Annotated in this window: 21 protein-coding genes; 8 read left to right on the top strand and 13 right to left on the bottom strand. The window is 51.0% G+C overall.

Annotation, left to right across the window (positions count from 1 at the left end; genetic code table 11):
• Positions 1–420 precede the first annotated feature (420 nt).
• Complete coding sequence (ytfQ, locus tag FEM44_RS13835) at positions 421–1,377, bottom strand: galactofuranose ABC transporter substrate-binding protein YtfQ (RefSeq protein WP_064525873.1); 957 nt, start codon at positions 1,375–1,377, stop codon at positions 421–423.
• 308 nt (positions 1,378–1,685) lie between these two features.
• On the opposite strand from ytfQ, the gene ppa reads away from it, so the two are divergent.
• On the top strand, positions 1,686–2,216 hold the full coding sequence (gene ppa / locus FEM44_RS13830; protein ID WP_064525871.1) for an inorganic diphosphatase: 531 nt from the start codon (positions 1,686–1,688) through the stop codon (positions 2,214–2,216).
• Positions 2,217–2,417: 201 nt separating this feature from the next.
• On the opposite strand, the gene chpB is transcribed toward ppa, so the two are convergent.
• From chpB to tamA, 5 genes are all read right to left on the bottom strand, one after another.
• Positions 2,418–2,768 carry an endoribonuclease toxin ChpB gene (chpB, locus tag FEM44_RS13820; protein WP_130237516.1) on the bottom strand — a complete coding sequence of 117 codons (351 nt, stop codon included), beginning with the start codon at positions 2,766–2,768 and terminating at the stop codon, positions 2,418–2,420.
• On the bottom strand, positions 2,762–3,013 hold the full coding sequence (locus tag FEM44_RS13815; RefSeq protein WP_135523671.1) for an AbrB/MazE/SpoVT family DNA-binding domain-containing protein: 252 nt from the start codon (positions 3,011–3,013) through the stop codon (positions 2,762–2,764). The genes chpB and FEM44_RS13815 overlap by 7 nt, the downstream gene beginning before the upstream one ends.
• A 208-nt stretch (positions 3,014–3,221) precedes the next feature.
• Entirely contained in the window at positions 3,222–3,566 is a 345-nt protein-coding gene (locus FEM44_RS13810; RefSeq protein WP_130206055.1) for a gamma-glutamylcyclotransferase family protein, read from the bottom strand.
• Positions 3,567–3,568: 2 nt separating this feature from the next.
• A complete protein-coding gene (gene tamB / locus FEM44_RS13805; RefSeq protein ID WP_135523670.1) occupies positions 3,569–7,348 on the bottom strand; it encodes an autotransporter assembly complex protein TamB in 3,780 nt (1,259 codons plus the stop codon).
• Positions 7,345–9,078: an autotransporter assembly complex protein TamA gene (gene tamA / locus FEM44_RS13800; protein WP_135523669.1), complete on the bottom strand. Its 1,734-nt coding sequence runs from the start codon at positions 9,076–9,078 to the stop codon at positions 7,345–7,347. The genes tamB and tamA overlap by 4 nt, the downstream gene beginning before the upstream one ends.
• A gap of 205 nt (positions 9,079–9,283) precedes the next feature.
• On the opposite strand from tamA, the gene msrA reads away from it, so the two are divergent.
• Positions 9,284–9,922, top strand: coding sequence for a peptide-methionine (S)-S-oxide reductase MsrA (gene msrA / locus FEM44_RS13795; protein ID WP_130206049.1), 639 nt, complete (start codon positions 9,284–9,286; stop codon positions 9,920–9,922).
• Positions 9,923–10,109: 187 nt separating this feature from the next.
• Entirely contained in the window at positions 10,110–11,465 is a 1,356-nt protein-coding gene (locus tag FEM44_RS13790; RefSeq protein ID WP_130206047.1) for a hemolysin family protein, read from the top strand.
• 60 nt (positions 11,466–11,525) lie between these two features.
• Here FEM44_RS13790 and FEM44_RS13785 read toward each other — a convergent pair whose 3' ends face one another.
• Positions 11,526–11,732, bottom strand: coding sequence for a DUF1107 domain-containing protein (locus FEM44_RS13785; RefSeq protein WP_000689228.1), 207 nt, complete (start codon positions 11,730–11,732; stop codon positions 11,526–11,528).
• A 324-nt stretch (positions 11,733–12,056) separates the two neighbouring features.
• Between FEM44_RS13785 and FEM44_RS13780 the strand changes: the two genes are divergently transcribed.
• On the top strand, positions 12,057–12,614 hold the full coding sequence (locus tag FEM44_RS13780) for a YtfJ family protein (RefSeq protein WP_064525852.1): 558 nt from the start codon (positions 12,057–12,059) through the stop codon (positions 12,612–12,614).
• On the opposite strand, the gene cysQ is transcribed toward FEM44_RS13780, so the two are convergent.
• Complete coding sequence (gene cysQ, locus FEM44_RS13775; RefSeq protein ID WP_130206045.1) at positions 12,604–13,344, bottom strand: 3'(2'),5'-bisphosphate nucleotidase CysQ; 741 nt, start codon at positions 13,342–13,344, stop codon at positions 12,604–12,606. The genes FEM44_RS13780 and cysQ overlap by 11 nt on opposite strands.
• 171 nt (positions 13,345–13,515) lie before the next feature.
• Here cysQ and cpdB point away from each other — a divergent pair, with 171 nt between their 5' ends.
• Positions 13,516–15,459 carry a 2',3'-cyclic-nucleotide 2'-phosphodiesterase gene (cpdB, locus tag FEM44_RS13770; RefSeq protein WP_135523668.1) on the top strand — a complete coding sequence of 648 codons (1,944 nt, stop codon included), beginning with the start codon at positions 13,516–13,518 and terminating at the stop codon, positions 15,457–15,459.
• 128 nt (positions 15,460–15,587) lie between these two features.
• Here the strand turns inward: cpdB and FEM44_RS13765 are convergent, their stop codons facing one another.
• Positions 15,588–15,968: a winged helix-turn-helix transcriptional regulator gene (locus FEM44_RS13765; RefSeq protein WP_000084623.1), complete on the bottom strand. Its 381-nt coding sequence runs from the start codon at positions 15,966–15,968 to the stop codon at positions 15,588–15,590.
• A gap of 88 nt (positions 15,969–16,056) precedes the next feature.
• Here FEM44_RS13765 and qorB point away from each other — a divergent pair, with 88 nt between their 5' ends.
• From qorB to ytfE, 3 genes are all read left to right on the top strand, one after another.
• Entirely contained in the window at positions 16,057–16,917 is an 861-nt protein-coding gene (gene qorB / locus FEM44_RS13760; protein ID WP_135523667.1) for an NAD(P)H:quinone oxidoreductase, read from the top strand.
• A gap of 107 nt (positions 16,918–17,024) precedes the next feature.
• The gene (locus FEM44_RS13755) at positions 17,025–17,990 is read left to right on the top strand and encodes a DMT family transporter (protein WP_135523674.1); all 966 of its coding nucleotides are present in this window, start codon (positions 17,025–17,027) and stop codon (positions 17,988–17,990) included.
• A 107-nt stretch (positions 17,991–18,097) separates the two neighbouring features.
• Positions 18,098–18,760, top strand: a complete 663-nt coding sequence (gene ytfE / locus FEM44_RS13750; protein ID WP_135523666.1) for an iron-sulfur cluster repair protein YtfE — start codon at positions 18,098–18,100, stop codon at positions 18,758–18,760.
• A 52-nt stretch (positions 18,761–18,812) separates the two neighbouring features.
• On the opposite strand, the gene FEM44_RS13745 is transcribed toward ytfE, so the two are convergent.
• The 4 genes from FEM44_RS13745 to fklB all read right to left on the bottom strand — a co-directional run bounded on the left by FEM44_RS13745 (position 18,813) and on the right by fklB (position 23,963).
• Entirely contained in the window at positions 18,813–20,306 is a 1,494-nt protein-coding gene (locus FEM44_RS13745; RefSeq protein WP_135523665.1) for a hypothetical protein, read from the bottom strand.
• 33 nt (positions 20,307–20,339) lie between these two features.
• Entirely contained in the window at positions 20,340–21,503 is a 1,164-nt protein-coding gene (locus FEM44_RS13740; protein WP_135523664.1) for a hypothetical protein, read from the bottom strand.
• Between the two features lie 133 nt (positions 21,504–21,636).
• On the bottom strand, positions 21,637–23,040 hold the full coding sequence (gene cycA / locus FEM44_RS13735) for a D-serine/D-alanine/glycine transporter (protein ID WP_000228359.1): 1,404 nt from the start codon (positions 23,038–23,040) through the stop codon (positions 21,637–21,639).
• Between the two features lie 302 nt (positions 23,041–23,342).
• Positions 23,343–23,963 carry an FKBP-type peptidyl-prolyl cis-trans isomerase gene (fklB, locus tag FEM44_RS13730; protein ID WP_064525832.1) on the bottom strand — a complete coding sequence of 207 codons (621 nt, stop codon included), beginning with the start codon at positions 23,961–23,963 and terminating at the stop codon, positions 23,343–23,345.
• Positions 23,964–24,107: the final 144 nt, after the last annotated feature.

Genomic DNA, 24,107 nt, shown 5'->3' with positions numbered 1-24,107 from the left:
CTCGTAGGCATGATAAGACGCGCCAGCGTCGCATCAGGCGCCAGTGCACAACTGCCGGATGCGGCGTAAACGCCTTATTCGGCCTACACAGCGCATCGAGCTCGCAGGCATGATAAGACGCGCCAGCGTCGCATCAGGCACCAGTGCACAACCGCCGGATGCGGCGTAAACGCCTTATCCGGCCTACACAGCGCATCGAGCTCGCAGGCCTGATAAGACGCGCCAGCGTCGCATCAGGCACCAGTGCACAACCGCCGGATGCGGCGTAAACGCCTTATCCGGCCTACACTGCGCATCGAGCTCGTAGGCATGATAAGACGCGCCAGCGTCGCATCAGGCATCAGCGCACAACTGCCGGATGCGGCGTAAACGCCTTATCCGGCCTACGAGTCGGAATCAGGCATTGATGCCTGATACGTCTCAATACCCCATGTTTTTCTTCTTCTCTAACTCTTCTTTTGCGGTATCAGGCAGGTAAAGGGTGGACTTGGTCAGCGTCAGCTTTTCAGGCATGGTGCCGTCTTTTTTATATTTCTCCAGCGCGTCAAAGGCGGGTCCCGCCATGTTTGGCGTCAGTTCAACGCTGGCGTTTGCTTCGCCATCAATCATCGCTTTGTAGATGTCCGGCACGCCGTCGATAGAGCCTGTCAGGATATCTTTGCCCGGTTTCAGGCCCGCTTCTTTAATTGCCTGAATTGCGCCAATCACCATGTCGTCGTTATGGGCGTAAACCATGCAGATGTTTTTGCCGTTGTTTTCCGCTTTGATAAAGCTCTCCATGACTTCTTTGCCTTTACTACGGGTGAAGTCACCGGACTGCGAGCGGATGATTTTGATATTTGGCGCATTCTTAATGGCTTCGGCAAAGCCTTTCTTACGGTCAATGGCAACACTTGCCCCAACAGTGCCCTGCAACTCAACCACATTACACGGTTTGCCATTGACCTCTTTGACCAGCCAGTCACCGATCAACTTGCCTTCGAGGATGTTGTCGGCGGTGACGGTGGTCATATAGAGAGATTTGTCTTTTACGTCGATGGAACGGTCAAGCAAAAAGACCGGAATTTCGGCTTCCTTTGCTTCTTTCAAAACAGGTTCCCAACCCGTTGCAACCACCGGGGCGATAAAGATGGCATCTACCCCCTGCGCGACAAAGGAACGCACTGCTTTAATCTGGTTTTCCTGCTTTTGCTGACCATCGGCAATTTTCAGTGTGATACCGCGTTTTTCGGCCTCACTTTTCGCCACATTAGTTTCTGCTGCGCGCCAGCCGGATTCGGATCCGACCTGCGAAAATCCTACGGTTAAAGGAGCGGCCAACGCCATAGACGACATGGCTGCCGAGACTGCAGAGACTACAAGTAAGCGTTTCCACATAGGGTTGTCCTCGTCGGGGTGATTATTATTGGTGAAAAGATGTTCGCGAAAAAACTATAGACAATTGGTTCTGTAACAGATTGCGTTACATCACACTTCAAAAAAGTAAATACATCGTTAATCACAAGTTTGTAATCGCTTTCATATCACTATGAAAAATGCGGCTACGGTTATGGATTTTCCAGCTCTGCGAACCGTCTTAAAACTGGCGAAAAAGGAAAATGAGGGCGAAAACAAGCGAAGACATTCGGCGCGAGTTGGCTATAATACTCGGCACTTGTTTGCCACATATTTTAAAGGAAACAGACATGAGCTTACTCAACGTCCCTGCGGGTAAAGATCTGCCGGAAGACATCTACGTTGTTATCGAAATCCCGGCTAACGCTGATCCGATCAAATACGAAATCGACAAAGAGAGCGGCGCACTGTTCGTTGACCGCTTCATGTCCACCGCGATGTTCTATCCGTGCAACTACGGCTATATCAACCACACTCTGTCTCTGGACGGTGACCCGGTTGACGTTCTGGTCCCGACTCCGTACCCGCTGCAGCCGGGTTCTGTGATCCGTTGCCGTCCGGTTGGCGTTCTGAAAATGACCGACGAAGCTGGTGAAGATGCGAAACTGGTTGCTGTTCCGCACACCAAACTGAGCAAAGAATACGATCACATCAAAGACGTTAACGATCTGCCGGAGCTGCTGAAAGCTCAGATCGCTCACTTCTTCGAGCACTACAAAGACCTCGAAAAAGGCAAGTGGGTGAAAGTTGAAGGTTGGGAAAACGCTGAAGCCGCTAAAGCTGAAATCGTTGCTTCCTTCGAGCGCGCAAAGAATAAATAAGTTCTTATATACTCTAAATAATTCAACTTGCAGGAAGGCGACAAGTGAGTGAATCCCCAGGAGCTTACAGAAGTAAGTGACTGGGGTGAATGAACGCAGTCGCAGCACATGCAACTTGAAGTATGACGAGTATAGCGCAATAACCCTGAACGCCGGGCTTCGGTTAGTAAGGGTTTTTTTATGCCCGCAATAAATAAACCTTTATTCCACCACCGCCTGCAAACGTAATAACGCTTCTTCCACCACCTCGTCCGCAGCCAGACCAATACGCTTTGCCTGGCGGGCGCGTAAATCCATCATTCGCACCTGATTCACCAATACCACGCCATACACATCGCCTTCTTCGCAATGTAACGGAACGCTAAATCCGGCATAACGGGCAAAATTTCCGCCCTGAGTAATGGGTGCCACCAACGTCATTCCCAGTTGATTAAAGGCTTGAACGGAGAGTACAAGCGCAGGTCGGCCAGCACCTTGCTGTTCATGGCCGCTTGCTGGATCAAAGCCGACCAGCACAATGTCTCCCCGTTCAAATTCGCTTCGCTTTACCATATTTCGTCACCCGTAGGGGTGGATTTACCCCAGACATCCTGCTCGCTAAGCTCCGGTGCGTTCATGTCGCATTGCGCCAGCAGTTCTTCAAGCGAGTAGCGCTTCAAGACGGGGGTCAAAATCAGTTGGTTGTTGCTCACCTGCGCCTCCACGCTCTGCCCCGGCTGTAAGTTAAGTTCTTTCATTACGATATTGGGAATGATCATACCTGCACTGTTCCCCCATCTTTTTATGGTAATACGCATCTGCACCTCCTTAAGTTATACAAAGTATAACTCACGGTGCTACAGGAAACGTTTTACCCCTGCGCATTTGTGAACACCAGCAGAGATTTTTATGCGTTAACAGATCTGGAAAGCGACTCGGAGAGAAAAGAAACTGGTGGGAAAGTTACAAAACTGATTGCGAGGGGCATCGCAAAAAACAACGCCACCCGAAGGTGGCGTGTTTATATTATGACTGATCCCTGTCTAACCAGTCGCCGCTTTCAATCAGCGTTAATCCATCGACGGGTCGTTGATAAACGTACATCCATGCACTCCCGTACGGCGTCTGAATCAACTGGCGCGCGTATTCACCGCCCCTGGTGCGCAAGGCATCAAGTTCGGCCAGCGTGGCGTTGTCAATACGATAAACTTCACCGTGTACCGTTCCGTTACCCGGAACTGCGCCTGGATAGTGGCCCAGGCTATACAGTTGATAGTTATCGATACTGAAATCGCCCAGCAACTGGGCATTGGTCATCCAGTGGCTGTTGCCTTGTTTGTGACGTAAACTGCCGTAGACAAATATTCGCATCGCTAAAACTCGAACTGATAGAGCAAATCCAGTGCCTGATCTACACCAGACACGGCTTCCAGATATAGCTTTGGCATCAGGCGATAACGTAACGTGAGTGTTGCTATAGAGTCAAATATCCCCACGCCGTATTTCACTTGTAGACCTGGTAATACATAGCCGCTGACCACCACCTGGGAGGAGTCGCCTACTCCCTCGGTGTCGAGCGCTAAATTACTTACGCCAAATGTCTCGCCGATTTTACCCACAATCTGACCACTTTGCGCAACCCCCAGACCAATCAGCATCGAGGTCATCGCCGCGCTGTCACTCTGATCGCTCTCCAGCCCTTGTCCACGCAACAAGTAAGACAACGCAGCCTGTTGCGACATCGCCGGGTCAGAGAAGATCTCCGCTTTCGGCTCATCCGCCAGCCCGGTGACACGAACACCGGCGATTACGTCGTCTTCTGTAGCATCCGGGTTACGAATGGCTTCGATATTAAGATACGGTTGATCCGGAGGACCAGAGAACAGCAACTCGCCTTTGCGAACGATCAGATCCTGGCCATAGGCATGGAAGCGACCTTCCGGAATGTTGATCTGTCCGTTCAGCCCCAGCCCCTGTTTGTCCTGTACGACATTGAGATCGCCCGTCAACCGCGCTTTCAGGCCAAAGGCATCAATGCGAACGTTGTTGCCAACGTGGACAATCAGGTTGCTGTTAATCGGAATCGACGCAGTTTTCTGCTCTTCCGGTTGCAGATTATCGTTGAGCATCACGACATCGCTGGAAACGCCCACCGCACTTTCTGGCAGATCGTGCACCACAATACGCGCCCACGGTACGTCAACGCGACCATCAAGTGTAAACAGACTTGGTGTGGCTTCGAATACGATGTCAGGCGACACATCCATACGCACCATCGGCGGTACGGTGATCCGTACTTTACTGCCTTTTGCCGTCACCCGCGCACGCCAGTTTTCAATCTGACTCCAGTCAGCATCGCCGTTCAGGTAAATGTCCCCCTGCTGGGTTCGCACGGTGCCCGCAAGCGTCGAGCGCATACCGTTAAAGTTGACCGCAAGCTGGCTCGGCTGCATATCAAACGGCATAAAGTTGCCATCGATATCCACACCCGTGACCTGTAGCTGACCAAACAGCTGCGGGCTTTGCACATCACCGCCCAGACGTAAATTAGCACTCACCATACCCGCGGCTTTTTCACCACGCGTAAAGATGGGGTTCACCATTGCGAGGTTAAAATTGCGGATATTGACGTTGCCGCCAAGATTCCGGCGGCCTTGTGGATCGGTCACCTGCACCTGACCATCAAACTGGCCGTTATTGGTCAGACGGATGGTCCAGCCCAGCTCAGCGCGATTATTCCGCAGCTCTGCCGATAGGTTCAGCGTCTGAAACGCCACCGGTAGCGCCGCATCGTTGACGGTTTGCGTCACCTGCACGTTACGCCCCGAAAGGGTAATACTACCCTGCGGCAGCCCCTCTTTGGTGGTGTCCCAGGCAACGTCCGCTTTACCCGTGAAGATACCGCTTGCCTGAGTGGTTTCTGGCATAAACGGTTTCAGCATTGCCAGGTCGAAGCGGTTGAGATTCACAACCGCACGCCCTTCAGCCCCGGCATCAATGGTTTGCGGCACGCACAGTTCCGCATTCGGGTTAAGCCAGCAGTGTGGCCCAATGCTGATTTTTTGCTCCTGATTGCGGTAGTCCAGCGCGATATCACGCGTCAGCGACCACGGTCCGACCGGCGTCTGGAAGCGCGTATTGCTAAGTGTTCCCTTCCAGCGTTCTTCTTTGCGATCAAAGCTACCTGCCAGATTAAGCTGCCCGGAAACCGGTTCGCCCTGAATCCGCAACTGTAACTCGTGCTGCTTTTCGCTGCCTTTCGCATTCAGAGTGACAAGGTTGATATTCACATCCGGTTGCGAGATTTGCTCAACGCGCACGTCGAGTTTACCCGCAATCTGATCGGTGGATTTGATGTCGCCTTCCACGCGAACCTGCGACACAGAAAGTTCCTGCCAGCGCAAGCCGCGCGCGGTGATATCCGCCAGCAACTGCGGCGCTTCCACCGTACCGCGAACTTTCACCAGCCCTTTCGCTGTACCGCCAAGTCCTGGTAGCGCGTTATCCAGACCAGGCGCGTTGATCGTGGCGTCAAGATTGAGATCTTTCACCCCAAGCTCGCCTTTCACTTCGGCACTGTTTGGCCCCAGTTCCAGATGCAGACCAGGGATCATCCACTGCATATAACTGTTGCCTTTCAGCGTTCCCTCAACGTTCACTTTGTTCTGTTTGACGTTGCCGGTCAGCTTCAACTCCGGCACTTCCATCTGCCATGTGCCACCGTACAGGCTACCGCGCGTTTTGATCAAACCATTGAGTTTCGATGGCCAGTCAGGGAACTCTTTCGCCGTATTAATGCCGTTGAACGTCAATTCGCCGCGCCAACTAATGGCCTGCTGCCAGTCGAGCAGCGCCTTCAGCTCGGTTTTTCCTTCCAGCGCCACAACGGTGAGTTTATCGAGATTGACCTGCTGTTCATTGCCTTTCGCATCAAGGGTAATGGTCGCTGGCGGGATCTCCTGCCCTTTCACCGCCGTACGCATAGACAGCGTGTAATCGGTCATTTTGCCGGTGAGTTTCAGTTTCAGGTCATCCGCCTGATATTGCTTCTCACCAGTGAACGGCCAGTAAAGTTGTTTGCTGTTCACTTCCACGTTGAGCGGCAGTCCGGCTTCCGCCAGCCGCGTCTGAGCGCGCAAATCCATATCCACCGGACCGGAAAGGTTAACGCCTATCTCCAGTTGTTCGCGCAGCGCGCCGCCCACTTTCAGCTTCACCTTTTCACCTTTCAACGGCTCCACATTCAAAGTGCTGTTGAGGGTGATATCCACCGGCCAGTTGTTAGACAGTTGTGCCGTACCGCTGGCATTGACAATCCCCTGGTTAGAGTCAATATCCAGCGCATCCAGTTTGGTATTGCCGTCGATGCTGCTCACTTTCAGCAGCATGGTGCTCACGGTGATATCCGTGTCGCCTGTCACGCGCAGTTGCTCGCCTTTAAACTCTTCAATGTTCAGGTTGAGCGGCAAATGCACGTCGGTCATTTCCGGCAATACCGGGCGAGAAAAGAGATCTTTCAGCGTTTCGCCGAGCGGTTTTTCATCAGGCTGCGGATTTTCAATTTTCGGTTCGACCACTTCTTCCTGCGCCACGTCCGCCACTTTCGGCAAAGCAATCAACAGGCCTTTCAGCGACGTCGGTTTTAGGGTCAGGGTTTTCTCCTGCCAGTTCAGGCCGGAGGTGAAGTCCATCACCGACACCGTGGTGTCATCAATTTTGATGTTGACGTTGTCCAGCGCCACGCGCGTCAGGGTGATGGGATACGGCGTGGAGAGATCCTGCGGCCCGCTATCTTCCTCTTCTTCAACCTGCTCAGAAGGAGGCATTTTTTTGCTGTCGATGTTGACCTGAATATCTTTCAGCGCCAGATCGTTAACACAAACGCTGCTGTTCCACAGACAATCCAGCCCAACGGCCAGATGCAGATTGCCCGCTTTTACCGCCACGCCTGGCTGCTCATAACGAACGTCAGACAGGGTAAGGTCGCGCCAGCCGCCAGTGACCTTGCCAATGTCCAGCCCTGGCACCCAGCGGTCCGCCGCTTTAAATACCAGATGCAGGCCGCTGGTGGTGCCGACCAGAAATGCCACCGAGCCCAGCAGTAGTAAGATGACGATAACCGCGCCGAGGCTGATTTTTTTCCATAAACTCATAATTCTGGCCCCAGACCGATGTAAAACTGTAACCCGTGCTCGTCTTTATCCGCGACCGGTACGGCGAAATCGAGCTTGATCGGCCCGACCGGCGATTCCCAGCGCACGCCAACCCCGGTACCGGTTTTAAAGTCGCTGCGGCGGATATCACTCACCGCTTCACCGCTATCGACAAACACCGCGCCCCACCATTTTCCGGTCACGTTGTACTGGTACTCCAGCGATCCGGTTATCAGTTTTGATGCCCCTTTCAGGTCACCATTGGCGTATTTCGGGGCGATAGATTTGTATTTATAGCCACGAATGCTACGGTCGCCCCCGGCAAAGAAACGCAGATCCGGCGGTACTTTGTCGAAGTCACCGGTTTCAATCCAGCCCAACGTGCCGCGCGTAACAAAGCGATGGCGATCGTACAGTGTGCGGATCCAGACGTTCTGTGCCTGGAAAACGGAGAAATCGACATCCGATCCCCAGGCTGTGTTGGAATAGTCGATAGAGTAGCGTTGCGAGTCGCCCCAGGTCGGCATCAGGCCGCCGCGTGATCGCGTCCGGCTAATCATCACACCTGGATAAAACAGCATTGTGGTGTTAGTAATTTCACCCTGAGTAAAGTGGTCGAGACTCCAGCGTAGGTTAATGGCGCGCTGCCAGCCACTGGAAAGATCCCAGTACCGGGAAGCGACCAGAGTAGTGGAATCCGATTCGGTGTCATTCAGGTCAGTACGCTTAAAACCGCCCTGCACCAAATAATATTGTTCCAACGGATTCTTCAGCAGCGGCATTTTATAGCTGAAGTCGAGGGTCTGTTCCGGCGCAGAAATACTGGTACTGGTTGTCAGACTGTGACCGTATGAGTTCATCCACGGCTTTTTCCACGTCGCTTTCACGCGCGGTCCCACGTCCGTAGAGTAACCGACCCCGGTTTCGATGGTGTTTTCCGTGCGCGGCGAAACGACGCCCGTCAACGGTAATACTTTCGTTTCGCGCGCTTTATCAAATTGTGGTGCCACTACCACCGAATTAAACCAGCCAGTCGCGGAAAGGCGACGGTTCAGTTCCGCCAGATCTTTTGACTCGTATTCATCGCCTTCTTTGAACGGTACCAGGTTTTGCAGGTACTCGTCGCGAATTTGCGAACCTTCAAAAGTGACATGCCCAAAGCGGTAACGTTCGCCACTGTTGTAATCAATATCCCAGTAAGCTTTATGCAGGCCAAGCGCTATGCCTAACTGAGCTTTGGTAAATTCGCTATCGAAATAGCCTTTACGCAGCGCAATACTGGTTAAGGACTTTTTGAAATTTTCATAATCGCCCTGGTTTAGCACCGTACCTATAGCCGGGCGAGTATCCAGTAACTTCAAATAGTCTTTATCGGTTCGCGCACCGCCGCGCAAGACTACATCGGTGCCGCCAATCAACACAGGTACACCCGGTGTAACTTTAGCAACCAGCACCTGCCGTCCTTTCTTTGGCGGTGGCTGGAGATCAAATTCAATTGTTGGCTGGTAATAGCCCAGTGCTTTTAGACCTTCCCGAATGGCATCATCAACACGTGCGCGAAAGCGTCGGTCTGGCGTCACTTCATCACTTTGAATCGTAGAAAGCTGTGCACGAACGTTTTTTTCCAGCTGTCCCGATAACCCTTCCACCTGTAGACGGACATTCGCGGCGATGGCAGAACCATTAAAGCAGAGTAAGCTTACACAGCATAACTGTCGGATATAGCGCACATTTTCTCCTGAATATCCTTTATTCCTGCCCCTGGAACTCCGTTAAACGGCTTAACAATAATCCAGCAATATGGATTAAAAAGCAGACTAAACCCAAAATATTACTTATGTTTTACTTTAGACCCATTCACGGGGGTTATTGTGTGCAAATACGTCCCTTGTTACAACCTAAACCCCTATGACCGACTTTCGGGAGAACGACACCATGAGTTTATTTGATAAAAAGCATCTGGTTTCCCCCACCGATGCCCTTCCTGGACGGAATACCCCGATGCCCGTAGCTACGCTGCATGCGGTCAACGGTCACTCAATGACAAATGTGCCTGACGGAATGGAGATCGCCATTTTTGCGATGGGCTGTTTCTGGGGCGTTGAACGCCTTTTCTGGCAACTTCCCGGTGTTTACAGTACTGCCGCAGGCTACACTGGCGGTTACACGCCAAACCCGACTTATCGGGAAGTGTGTTCCGGTGAGACCGGCCACGCCGAAGCGGTGCGAGTGGTTTACGATCCGTCGGTAATCAGCTATGAACAACTGTTGCAGGTTTTCTGGGAAAACCACGATCCTGCACAAGGGATGCGTCAAGGTAATGATCACGGCACACAGTACCGTTCCGCGATTTACCCGCTGACGCCAGAACAGGATGCCGCCGCCCGCGCTAGTCTGGAACGTTTTCAGGCCGCAATGCTCACCGCCGATGACGATCGCCAGATAACCACCGAGATTGCTAACGCCACACCGTTCTATTATGCCGAAGATGACCACCAACAGTATCTACATAAAAACCCTTATGGCTATTGCGGAATTGGCGGAATAGGCGTTTGTCTGCCGCCTGAAGTGTAGTATTAAAAGGTGGCCCCAAAGTGAAATGAGACAAAAATTTAACCCTCTGGCGACTTTACAGTACCTTACGCTATACTAGCCTCTGAAAATGCCGGTTCACTCTCTTCGAATCGGCTTTCAATGTGTATTTCACACAAATTAATCAACTTCCCCTTCCGAGGATCTGACCTGAACGGTTAGATAAGATATGTTAAACAGTATTTTAGTCATACTCTGCTTGATCGCTGTAAGTGCGTTCTTCTCGATGTCCGAGATCTCGCTTGCCGCCTCACGCAAAATCAAACTTAAACTGCTGGCTGATGAAGGCAATATAAATGCCCAACGCGTTATGAATATGCAGGAAAATCCCGGCATGTTCTTTACCGTGGTACAAATCGGTCTGAACGCAGTGGCGATTCTCGGCGGTATCGTCGGTGATGCGGCGTTTTCCCCGGCTTTTAACAGCCTGTTCTCCCGCTATATGTCGGCAGAGCTCTCTGAGCAACTGAGCTTTATTCTCTCTTTCTCGTTAGTGACTGGCATGTTTATCCTGTTTGCGGATTTAACCCCGAAACGCATCGGTATGATTGCGCCAGAAGCTGTGGCTTTGCGTATCATCAACCCGATGCGCTTCTGCCTGTACGTCTGCACCCCGTTGGTGTGGTTCTTCAACGGCCTGGCGAACATGATCTTCCGTATCTTTAAACTGCCGATGGTGCGCAAGGATGACATCACTTCCGATGATATTTACGCGGTAGTAGAAGCGGGAGCGCTGGCGGGGGTATTACGTAAACAAGAGCATGAACTGATTGAAAACGTGTTCGAGCTTGAATCCCGTACTGTCCCGTCGTCTATGACTCCGCGTGAGAACGTCATCTGGTTCGATCTCCACGAAGACGAGCAAAGTCTGAAGAATAAAGTGGCGGAACATCCGCACTCAAAATTCCTCGTCTGTACTGAAGATATCGACCACATCATCGGCTATGTGGATTCGAAAGATCTGCTTAACCGCGTGCTGGCCAATCAAAGCCTGGCGCTGAACAGTGGCGTACAAATTCGCAACACGCTGATCGTGCCAGACACGCTGACCCTTTCTGAGGCGCTGGAAAGTTTTAAAACTGCGGGCGAAGACTTTGCAGTAATCATGAATGAATACGCGCTGGTTGTGGGGATTATCACCCTCAACGACGTGATGACCACACTGATGGGCGATCTGGTTGGTCAGGGTCTGGAAGAGCAGATTGTGGCGCGTGATGAGAACTCATGGCTAATCGATGGCGGAACACCGATTGATGACGTGATGCGTGTACTGGATATTGACGAGTTCCCGCAGTCAGGCAATTACGAAACCATTGGCGGCTTTATGATGTTTATGCTGCGTAAGATCCCCAAACGCACTGATTCGGTGAAATTCGCCGGCTACAAATTTGAAGTAGTGGATATCGATAACTACCGCATCGACCAGCTGCTGGTAACGCGGATCGACAGCAAAGCCACCGTCCTTTCGCCAAAACTGACTGACGCTAAAGATAAAGACAAAGATAAAGAAGAAAACGTCGCATAACCTCAGAAACATCAACGGCTCCTGAATCAGGAGCCGTCTTATTACTGCATAGCACTTTGGTTAAGCCATCTCTGTTTGCAGACGCATAACCTGACGGTTTACTTCGGACATCACTGATAAATGCAGTTTATCCTTCACTTTTGGGATAAGAATTTTACCCTTATCAAATTCAAAAGCGCCAACATCCTTGATGTATAACCGTCCACGAAACAGGATCTTCACGTACTTCGCCACTTGCAGTGGGTTGTACCGTTGGAAAATTTTCATTGTTGTCTCCTGCTGAGTATTACGCCTTTGCGGTACCACAATCGGTCCAACTATTATGAGGCGCAAATTTTAATGCCTAATGACTATAGACTACTGCGGTAATGTTTCCAGCCTGTATGAGTTTTTTTACCGTAACGTTACAATTATTCAGAATTATCTTTTCGCCTAATCAGAATCTTTAGTATAAGCATTCATTTTTCATATGATTTGTGCGCTTGTCCGCAAACTGGCATCACACTTGCGTGATTTTCGATAAATAGCACATATGATTAAAAGTCAGACCCAAGTGGTCGGATCACCTGCATATCATAAGAAGGAAACACCATGACTCTACGCAAGATTCTGGCCCTCACCTGCCTGCTGCTGCCGATGATGGCCTCCGCACATCAGTTCGAAACCGGCCAGCGAGTACCGCCGATTGGCATTACCGATCGTGGCGAGTTGGTGCTTGATAAAGATCAGTTTAGCTACAAAACCTGGAACAGCGCGCAGTTAGCGGGAAAAGTGCGAGTGCTACAACATATTGCTGGTCGTACGTCAGCCAAAGAGAAAAACGCGACGCTAATAGAAGCGATTAAATCGGCGAAGTTGCCGCACGATCGCTACCAGACCACCACCATTGTCAACACAGATGACGCAATTCCGGGTTCCGGCATGTTTGTGCGCAGCAGTCTGGAAAGTAATAAAAAGCTTTATCCATGGTCGCAGTTTATTGTCGATAGCAACGGTGTCGCGCGCGGCGCCTGGCAGTTGGATGAAGAGAGTTCTGCCATTGCCGTGCTCGATAAAGACGGCCGTGTGCAATGGGCGAAGGACGGAGCGCTCACCCAGGAAGAGGTGCAGCAAGTGATGGACTTGCTGCATAAGTTGCTCAATAAATAGAAACTCTGAATCCTGGATTCAGGAACGATTCACGCGGGGTATAATCCAGCGGTTTACCCTGCCAATCGTGTACGTGCGCTCCGGCTGCGGCAGCAACAGCGTGGCCGGCGGCAGTGTCCCAAATATTGGTTGGTCCGAAACGTGGGTAGAGCTGCGCCTGCCCTTCCGCCACCAGACAGAATTTCAGCGAAGAGCCAATGGACGTCGTCTGATGTTCGCCAAGCTGTTGCAGATACTCTTTCAGCTCTGCATCCGCATGGGATCGGCTGATGACCACCAGCGGCGGCCGCGCATCGCGTACCTGAATCTGCTTGCGCACGCCGCACTCTTCTTTCCAGGCTTTTCCTTCTGCCGCACTGTACATTACGTTCATTACTGGCGCATACACCACACCTAAAATCGGTTTTCCGTGGTCGATGAGCGCAATATTAACGGTGAATTCGCCGTTACGTTTAATAAACTCTTTAGTGCCATCCAGCGGGTCCACCAGCCAGTATCGTTGCCAGTGCTGACGGACTTCCCAGCCGGGAGGATCTTCTTCAGACAGAACCGGAATATCCGGCGTCAGCGTACGTAAACCGTCCATGATTACGGTATGCGCGGCAATGTCCGCCGCTGTCACCGGTGAGTTATCCGCTTTGCTGACGACGTCCATCGGTTTTGTCCCGTCGTAGACCTGCATAATGGCATCGCCCGCAATCCGTGCGAGTTGACATACTTGTTCTAACATTCTCCACCTCTTTTGTTTCAGTGGTGTTAACTCGTTGTTTTACTTATACCCTATCGTTAAAGAATCCGCCAACTGTGATGGCGTCATCGTTTCCTGATTTATTATTTATGGCATCCTTCAACGCTCTGTATGAAAGACGTTTCATCTACTCATTCATAAAAGGATGCCCAGATGGTTAAGTTTAGTGCAACGCTTCTTGCTACGCTGATTGCCGCCAGTGTGAATGCGGCAACAGTCGATCTCCGCATAATGGAAACCTCTGATTTGCATAGCAATATGATGGATTTCGATTATTACAAAGACTCCGCCACAGAAAAATTCGGACTGGTTCGTACTGCGAGTCTGATTAATGACGCACGTAATGAAGTGAAAAACAGCGTGCTGGTCGATAACGGCGATTTGATTCAGGGGAGTCCGCTGGCAGATTACATGTCGGCAAAAGGATTAAAAGCCGGTGATATTCATCCGGTCTATAAAGCGCTGAATACGCTGGATTATACCGTCGGCACACTCGGCAATCATGAATTTAACTACGGTCTGGATTACCTGAAAAATGCGCTGGCTGGAGCGAAATTCCCCTATGTTAATGCCAACGTCATTGACGCTAAGACCAAACAGCCAATGTTTACGCCGTATTTAATTAAAGACACCGAAGTGGTCGATAAAGACGGGAAAAAACAGACACTGAAGATTGGCTACATCGGCGTCGTGCCACCGCAGATTATGAGCTGGGATAAAGCCAATTTATCCGGCAAAGTCACCGTTAACGATATTACTGAAACAGTGCGCAAGTACGTACCAGAAATGCGCGAGAAAGGGGCTGATATTGTTGTCGTTCTGGCTCATTCTGGTTTGTCTGCCGATCCGTATAAAGTAATGGCGGAAAACTCGGTTTATTATCTCAGTGAAATTCCGGGCGTTGACGCCATTATGTTTGGCCATGCTCACGCCGTCTTCCCGAGTAAAGATTTTGCCGATATTAAAGGGGCTGATATCGCCAAAGGTACGCTGAACGGCGTTCCGGCGGTTATGCCTGGCATGTGGGGCGATCATCTGGGCGTGGTTGATCTGCAACTCAATAATGACAGCGGGAAATGGCAGGTGACGCAGGCCAAAGCCGAAGCACGACCTATTTACGATATCACCAATAAAAAATCTCTCGCCGCAGAAGACAGCAAGCTGGTAGAAACACTCAAAGCCGATCACGATGCCACACGCCAGTTCGTCAGCAAGCCAATCGGTAAATCTGCCGACAATATGTATAGCTATCTGGCGCTGGTGCAGGATGATCCGACCGTGCAGGTGGTGAACAACGCGCAAAAAGCGTATGTCGAACATTACATCCAGGGCGATCCGGACCTGGCAAAACTGCCCGTGCTCTCTGCTGCCGCGCCGTTTAAAGTTGGCGGTCGCAAAAACGACCCAGCAAGCTATGTTGAAGTGGAAAAAGGCCAGCTAACCTTCCGCAACGCCGCCGATCTCTATCTCTATCCCAATACGCTTATCGTGGTGAAAGCCAGCGGTAAAGAGGTGAAAGAGTGGCTGGAGTGCTCCGCCGGGCAGTTTAACCAGATTGATCCTAACAGCACTCAACCACAGTCTTTAATTAACTGGGATGGTTTCCGCACCTATAACTTTGATGTGATTGATGGTGTGAATTATCAGATTGATGTTACCCAGCCCGCCCGTTATGACGGCGAGTGCCAGATGATTAATGCCAATGCTGAAAGGATTAAGAACCTGACCTTTAACGGCAAGCCGATTGATCCGAACGCGATGTTCCTCGTTGCCACCAATAACTATCGCGCTTACGGCGGCAAATTTGCCGGAACAGGTGATAGCCATATTGCCTTTGCTTCACCGGATGAGAACCGCTCGGTACTGGCAGCGTGGATTGCTGAAGAGTCGAAACGTGCGGGGGAAATCCACCCGGCGGCAGATAACAACTGGCGTCTAGCGCCGATTGCTGGCGATAAAAAACTGGATATCCGTTTTGAAACATCTCCGTCAGATAAAGCCGCAGCGTTTATTAAAGAGAAAGGGCAGTATCCGATGAATAAAGTCGCGACCGATGATATCGGGTTTGCGATTTATCAGGTGGATTTGAGTCAGTAATACACATCTTTTTCGGTCTACAAACCATCAACCGCATCCGGCATTTATTGGCGGATGCGATGCTGGCGCATCTTATCCGCCCTACAAACCATGAACCGTAGGCCGGATAAGCGCAGCGCATCCGGCAGTTATGCCGCACGTTCATCCCGCACCGCCAGCACCTCTGGCAAATTCAACTCAATCCAGTCTGCCAGTGCAGCAACCTTTTCGCTCACCTGCTCGCCCAGCGGCGTGAGGCTATATTCCACATGCGGCGGCACCACCGGATACGAGATACGGTTAAGAAACCCATCCTGCTCTAACGCCTGTAACGACTGCGCAAGCATCTTTTCACTCACCCCGCCCATTTTACGGCGCAGGTCGCTAAAGCGATGAGTGCCTTCACGTAGCGCCACCAGAATCAATACCCCCCAACGGCTGGTGACGTGTTTCAGCACCTCGCGCGACGGGCACTGTTCAGCGAAGAGATTTCCCTCTTTCAGTTGTTGCGACAGACTAACCTGACTCATTTCATACTTACCTTTTTGTACGTACTTACTAAAAGTAAGTTTAGGTGGTAGCGTATTTAAACACAAGACAAACCGATGGAGGCTTTCCATGATCGCTATTACCGGCGCAACCGGCCAACTTGGTCACTATGTTATTGAGTCCCTGGTGAAAACCGTTCCTGCCAGCCAAATAGTGGCTATCGCACGTAACCCGGCAAAAGCCCAGGCATTGAGCGCACAAGGCATTACCGTGCGTCAGGCTGACTACGGCAATGAAGCCGCACTGACATCTGCGCTACAGGGCGTGGAGAAACTACTGCTGATCTCTTCCAGCGAAGTGGGACAGCGTGCCTCGCAGCATCGTAATGTTATTAATGCCGCAAAGGCGGCTGGCGTGAAATTTATCGCTTACACCAGCCTGCTACACGCAGATACATCCCCGCTTGGCCTGGCTGCTGAGCATATCGAGACGGAGAAAATGCTGGCTGATTCTGGTATCGCTTATACCCTGCTGCGCAATGGCTGGTACACCGAAAACTACCTTGCCAGCGCCCCGGCAGCACTGGAGCACGGCGTATTCATCGGTGCGGCGGGCGATGGCAAAATTGCCTCAGCAATGCGGACAGATTATGCAGCAGCCGCCGCGCGCGTGATTAGCGAAGCTGGTCACGAAGGCAAAGTTTATGAACTGGCGGGCGACAGCGCCTGGACGCTGACACAGTTAGCGGCAGAGCTAAGCAAACAGAGCGGCAAGCCGGTTACCTACCAGAACCTGAGCGAAGCCGATTTCGCCGCTGCGCTGAAAGGCGTCGGACTGCCTGCGGGTCTGGCGGACATGCTGGCTGATTCGGATGTTGGCGCGTCAAAAGGCGGTCTGTTTGATGACAGCAAAACGCTGAGTAAACTGATTGGTCGCCCGACGACAACGTTAGCCGAAAGCGTAAGCAATCTTTTTAATGTTAATAACTAGTTAATTAAAGTGGCATCCTCCCGCATCCTCTCTGATAATGACGGGATGCCGGGAGCAATCATGTCTGCTTCCTGAACTTTCTTCTGACAGACCAGTGGATGCCAGTGATGATTAGCGGCGTGCTGTACGCCCTGTTAGCAGGGTTGATGTGGGGTCTTATTTTTGTCGGGCCGTTGATCGTACCGGAATACCCGGCGATGTTGCAGTCGATGGGGCGTTATCTGGCGTTAGGGTTAATTGCGCTACCCATTGCCTGGCTGGGGCGCGTGCGTCTGCGTCAGTTGGCGCGTCGCGACTGGTTTACCGCCTTGATGCTCACCATGATGGGTAACCTCATCTATTACTTCTGTCTCGCCAGTGCCATTCAACGTACCGGCGCACCTGTTTCCACGATGATTATCGGCACCCTGCCGGTGGTTATTCCCGTCTTCGCCAATCTGCTTTACAGCCAGCGCGACGGCAAACTCGCATGGGGGAAACTCGCCCCGGCGCTGGTTTGTATTGGCATCGGCCTGGCGTGTGTGAATATTGCTGAGTTAAACCACGGACTCCCCGATTTTGACTGGGCACGTTATACCTCTGGCATCGTGCTGGCGTCAGTCTCTGTAGTCTGTTGGGCGTGGTATGCCCTGCGCAACGCCCGCTGGCTGCGGGAAAACCCCGACAAACATCCGATGATGTGGGCGACGGCGCAGGCGCTGGTCACGCTGCCGGTTTCTCTCATCGGCTATCTCGTCGCTTGTTACTGGCTGAATACCCAAACGCCGCAATTCTCCCTACCCTTTGGCCCCCGTCCGCTGGTGTTTATTAGCCTGATGATTGCGATTGCCGTGCTTTGCTCATGGGTCGGTGCACTCTGCTGGAACGTCGCCAGCCAGCGATTACCGACAGTGATTCTCGGGCCGCTGATTGTTTTCGAAACGCTGGCAGGTTTGCTGTACACCTTTTTACTCCGCCAGCAAATGCCGCCGCTAATGACGCTGAGCGGTATCGCGCTGTTAGTGGTTGGCGTGGTTATTGCGGTCAGAGCAAAACCGGAAAAGCCTTTAACTCAATCTGTCTCAGAAAGTTGACATGCTGGCAGTGAGTTAAATAAGCCTCTGCTACGTAAGGGTTATAGCTTTTGCCTTAAAGATGCATTTAAAATGCATCTTATATTATTAAGAATGAGGTATCAGCTATGGCTTATCGCGACCAACCTTTAGGTGAACTGGCGCTCTCTATTCCTCGCGCTTCGGCTCTGTTTCGTAAATATGATATGGATTACTGCTGCGGCGGTAAGCAGACGCTGGCGCGCGCGGCGGCACGTAAGGAACTGGATGTTGAGGTCATTGAAACCGAACTGGCAAAACTTGCTGAACAACCGATTGAGAAAGACTGGCGCAGCGCCCCGCTGGCGGAAATCATCGACCATATCATCGTGCGCTACCACGATCGTCACCGCGAACAACTGCCGGAACTGATTCTGCAAGCTACCAAAGTAGAGCGCGTTCACGCCGACAAACCGAGCGTGCCAAAAGGGCTGACAAAATACCTGACCATGCTGCATGAAGAGCTTTCCAGCCACATGATGAAAGAAGAGCAGATCCTCTTCCCGATGATTAAACAAGGCATGGGTAGCCAGGCAATGGGGCCAATCAGCGTGATGGAAAGCGAGCACGATGAAGCGGGCGAACTGTTGGAAGTGATTAAACACACTACCAATAACGTCACACCGCCGCCGGAAGCCTGCACCACCTGGAAAGCGATGTATAACGGCATTAATGAACTGATTGATGACCTGATGGAGCACATCAGTCTGGAAAACAATGTGCTGTTCCCGCGCGCACTGGCGGGTGAGTAATTTGTTCGATCAACGATCCTGACAAGTACAGGATCGTTGATTGTTAAATGATTCAGTCACTCAGTGGAAGTAATTCATTATTGTAGCTGGTGTACTTACCTTCAACGGTAAGCAGACTGCCGTTTTTATCAAGATGCGCCGCATTGAGTTGTCGAGTCTCATTACGCCGCTTCGCATCACGAACCAGCCCATCGCCTACGTAATAAATATAGTGGTCATCATGAGCAAAGGTATCTGATAATTGACCATTGGCGTCTTTAAACCACGTCCATTGGCCTTTCAGTTCAAAATGCTCAACCGTGTCTTCATCAATAAAATACGTATAGCGATCGTCATGTGCTAAATAATTTAATGGTGTGCCGGCGGGGCTTTTATACCACTGCCAATGCCCATTAATATCGAAAATGTTCACATCATCGCTCGCAATGAAATAAACTTTATTCCTGACAATATTAATGCCTTCCTGTAATTCTTGTTGCGGGTCCGGTAAATGAATGACCGACAGTGTTTTTTCTACCGCAGAAACATACTTCACCAGATAGAGCGAATCTTTATATTGCGCCACATTATCCGTCAGGTGGCGAAAATATTCCGGATCAACATCAGGAATGGTCGCAACCCGGCAATCATTAGCGCGCCTGGAAGCATCTCGGGTCATCCATGTTACTTTATCCCGCTGTAGGTCAAACGTACTCCGGCAATCCTTTCCGAACGAATAACGTTTTTCCCCATCTTTATCGCGATAAATCAGCAGGGAACCGGCTCTCCAGCGCACAATCTGAAAGGTATCCGGATCGGCGTTGATGGCATCTCCGTTGACAAAGACCTGCGATTTGGTCCGCCAGATGGTATCCCATGGTCCCGGATTACTTTTGCTTTCGCAGCTATTGGGGGAATAAATAATGGGACGACGTGTCCAGGATTTAACGCCAAGAATAGAATACCCTTGCGCACTGCCCAGCCAGCGCCCCTGAAAGTAAATATTGCGACGATCTTTCAATACATCTGCGGAATCACCTGCGTAAATTATCCCTCCCACCTGTTGCAGTGAATCCATATCGACCTGCTTTTCGCCGCGGTTATCATCCGTGCGTTCACCATCAAAATAGAGGCTGTCTTTATCGGCAGCAAAACGCCCCCATGCGCGGAATGTTGCGGCATCGACTTTCGGTGCTCCCGGCGGGTTCTGGACTATTTTCCCAGCCCATAAAATATGGCGGCCATCAGTCAACCAGTCGAAACGCCAGCCGCCATTTGACCGATAGCCAGAAAAGGGAGCCACCCGCACAAAATCATTATTGATATCATCTGGAGAATCATATTCTCCATCAGTGCCGTCAGCTACGCGGCGTAACTGTTTGAACTTCACCTGCGGCAAATGAATATCCGGAAAATCGATACCGTAACCGTCACTATCTTCAACGATATATTTTGTGCCCTGGCCCCACGGCTGGTAGTAAAAAGCGGCATAAGGCACGCCGGAGCAGGCTATTGAAGCGGTTGAAAATAAAGCCAGTGCGAGACAAACGGGTTTAATTGGCAACATAGCATCATCCTGAAGCTGTTAGCGTGTAAGAGGTTATTTAAATAAGGGTTTCAGACCGCTCGGAGGTTGCTTCACCGTTGACCATTCTGCTGAAATGGGGTTGTAACGCAGCCATTTAGTTTGCTCGTAGTGTTTTCCGTCAATTGTGGTTAATCCACCAAGTTGGTGACTGTAGAGTTGCCCGTCTGTGGTGATATACATGTAGCCAGTTACCATGCTTCCCCTCTCCAATAGTTCAGAAACATCCTCTGGCCTGGGCATTATCAGTTCACCTTCACCTAATGTATTGGTTTTAACCTTATAGAATTGAGCTTTGTAATAGCCTACCGACCAGGTTAATAAGGTAAATTTTTCCGGATCTACCCCCGCCAGCGTTTCATAAACACAATCACTCCCCGCTGGCGTTGCTTCTTGTTTAAGCCAGAACACATTCTTCAAACCAATTTTAAATGACGCACAGCTGTGACCAATATCCTCCAGCTCATAGTCATGCTCGCCGCTTTTATCGCAATAAATCAATCGTTCGCCAGGCATCCAACGTTTAATCTGAAAGGTTTTGCGATCGGCGGGCAGCGGCTTGCCATTAACAATCACCTGCGAATTTGTCAGCACAACAAATTGCAGAGCTGAATCATGCCGCATGATTTGAAATCCATCGGCATGACCCAGCCAGCGACCTTTATGCCAGAGGCTATTTTTATCACGCAGTAAATTCCAGATGTCCGTCTCTTCCAGCGTTGACATATCCACCTGCTTATCACCGCTATTATCATCGGTACGCTGGCCGTCAAAATAGACGCTGCGTTTATCGGCGGCGAAAGCGCCGAATGCCTGGAAACTGGCGGCATCGACATTAGGTTTACCGGATGGGTTTTTCAGAACTTTGCCTACCCAAAGGACAGAACGTCCATCGGTGAGCCAGGTATGCTGGCAATCCCCCTCATCATCGCAGTCAAACTTATCGGGATTAAAATCGGACAGTAAGCGGGTTTCTTGGTTATTGGCTAAATTAGCAATACGCCAGAGGCGGGAAAAATTAATATCCGGTAATTCGGAGAGGATCTCATCTTTTTCCCCTTTCTGTTCGGCAACATAAACCGTGCCTTTCTCCTGCTGGCGGTAATAAAAATCTGCGCCCCAGGAAGGTGAAATGGAGAGAGGTAATGCGGCGATTAATAACCAACTGTGCTTAGCCATAGTGAACTCGGCAATGAGTGGCAAAGATCCACGGTAAGCCCGCGCCTGAGAGCTGTCTATGATGGTAGGTTTTTTTAGGAATATATAAAGACAAAGGCACCCGCAGGTGCCTTTCAGTATTATAAACGCGGCATTACTTCGCTATACGCTTCTTACCAATAAACAACCAGCCCAGCCCCAGTGCGATAAACCATAACGGGGTAACCAGCAGCGCCTGGCGCGTGTCATCTTCCAGCGTCAGCAGCACGATGACGAACACAAAGAACGCCATACATACCCAGCACATCAGTTTGCCGAGCGGCATCTTGTAGATCGACTTCTCATGCAGGTGCGGACGCTGTTTGCGATACACCAGGTACGAACAAAGAATAATCGTCCAGACGAACATAAACAGAATCGCCGAAACAGTGGTGATCATCGTGAACGCGCCAATCACGCTTGGGTTCACATACAACATCACCACGCCGCCGAGCAGACAGATGCAAGAGAAGGTCAGCCCTTTCGCTGGTACTGCGCGTTTAGAGAGTTTAGCGAACGCTTTCGGCGCGACGCCTTCCTGCGCCAGACCAAACAGCATACGGCTGGTAGAGAATACGCCGCTGTTAGCAGAAGACGCCGCAGAGGTCAGCACCACAAAGTTAATCACGCTTGCCGCCGCAGGCAGCCCCACCAGCACAAACAGTTCAACAAATGGGCTTTTCTCCGCGACCACAGAACTCCACGGCGTCACGGACATAATTACAATCAGCGCGAAGACGTAGAACATAATGATGCGGATCGGAATGGAGTTAATCGCGCGTGGCAGTGATTTCTCCGGATCTTTCGTTTCCGCAGCCGTCGTACCCACCAGCTCAATCCCCACGAAAGCGAAAACCGCTATCTGGAATCCGGCAAAGAAGCCGCTTAAGCCTTTCGGGAACCAGCCGCCATCATTCCACAAATGCGCAAACGACGCTTCTACGCCAGTCGGAGACTGGAAGTGCATCATCACCATGATCAGACCAACGACAATCAGCGACACGATGGCGACGATTTTGATCATCGCAAACCAGAACTCCATCTCACCAAACATTTTCACGGTCGCGAGATTAAGAACCAGCAACAGAATGATCACCGACAGCGACGCCACCCAGTCGGAAAGCCCTGGGAACCAGAACTGCGCGTAAGCGGTAATAGCGACAACATCCGCCATACCGGTAACCACCCAACAGAACCAATAAGTCCAGCCAGTGAAATATCCTGCCCACGGTCCTAATAAATCGGAAGCGAAGTCACTAAAAGATTTGTATTCCAGATTCGAAAGCAGCAATTCCCCCATTGCTCGCATCACGAAAAAGAGCATAAAGCCGATGATCATATAAACAAAAATGATCGACGGCCCGGCAAGACTGATTGTTTTACCGGAACCCATAAACAACCCTGTACCTATGGCACCGCCAATGGCAATAAGCTGAATATGTCGGTTTGTGAGATTGCGCCGTAGCGACTGTTCAGCCGGAGCCTGATCATCGGCAACGACTTTTACCTGATCTACCATGTTTTTTTCTTCCTGTCTGTGTTGTTCAGGCTCTGCGGCCTTTAGTCAGTCTATGATACGACGAATCTGTATCGGGACTCATCGATATTAGGAAACAATAAGCGGGATGAATACTAAGATTTAGATCTAATGTTAATTTAATGTTTAAAGTGAGTGTCATATCACGGTGATAACGCGAAACAGCTCACAAAAATACACGCTTACGTGGTCTTTGCAACACAAAATAGCGTCGTTTGGCAAACTGAAGGGTTTATTGCTAAATGCCTGCTCCCCTCTGGCTCGAGGGGAACAGAATACGCTGCTTAGAGGATTTCCAGCAGCTCGACTTCAAACACCAGGGTGCTGAACGGTGGGATGGACGCGCCAGCGCCGCGCTCGCCATAGGCCAGTTCCTGCGGGATAGTCAGTTCCCACTTAGAACCTACTGGCATCAGAGTCAGTGCTTCAATCCAGCCAGGGATCACGCCGTTAACCGGAAACTCAGCCGGTTCGCCACGGGCAACGGAGCTGTCAAATACAGTACCGTCGATCAGTTTACCGGTGTAATGAACGCGAACGCGGTCGGTACGGGCAGGAATTGCGCCTTCGCCCTGGTTGATCACGCGGAATTGCAGGCCGGATTCGGTGCTGTTCACGCCTTCTTTTTTAGCGTTTTCTTCAAGATATTTCACACCTTCAGCAGCCATCGACTGGAAACGCTGACGACGAACAGCATCGGCACGTTCATGGATTTCACGCAGCGCGCGGTGCACCACATCAACCGGAACAGCCGGATGTTTGCCTTCCAGCGCGTCGGCAATACCTGCAACCAGCGCTTCTGGCAGCAGCCCTTCCAGACCAGATTCACTCAGTTGTTGCCCTACCTGCAAACCAATGCCGTAGCTTGCTTGCGCTTCGATGGTGTCAAAAGTTGGGGTGGTCATCGTATTTCCTTCCTCAGGGTATAAAGTAACGGGCAGCATATCAGCCACACTTCCTTGGGTAAAACTTTGTCGCGAGAGTGATGACAAATCCCGGGGAAAAAGAAACAATAACAATATCCCGTATGAATATAATAAAGGCGGGTT

This window comes from Escherichia sp. E4742, from assembly GCF_005843885.1.
Taxonomy (GTDB): Bacteria; Pseudomonadota; Gammaproteobacteria; order Enterobacterales; family Enterobacteriaceae; genus Escherichia.
The sequence above is the reverse complement of the archived record's forward strand: the minus strand, read 5'-3'. Positions and strand labels throughout refer to the sequence as shown.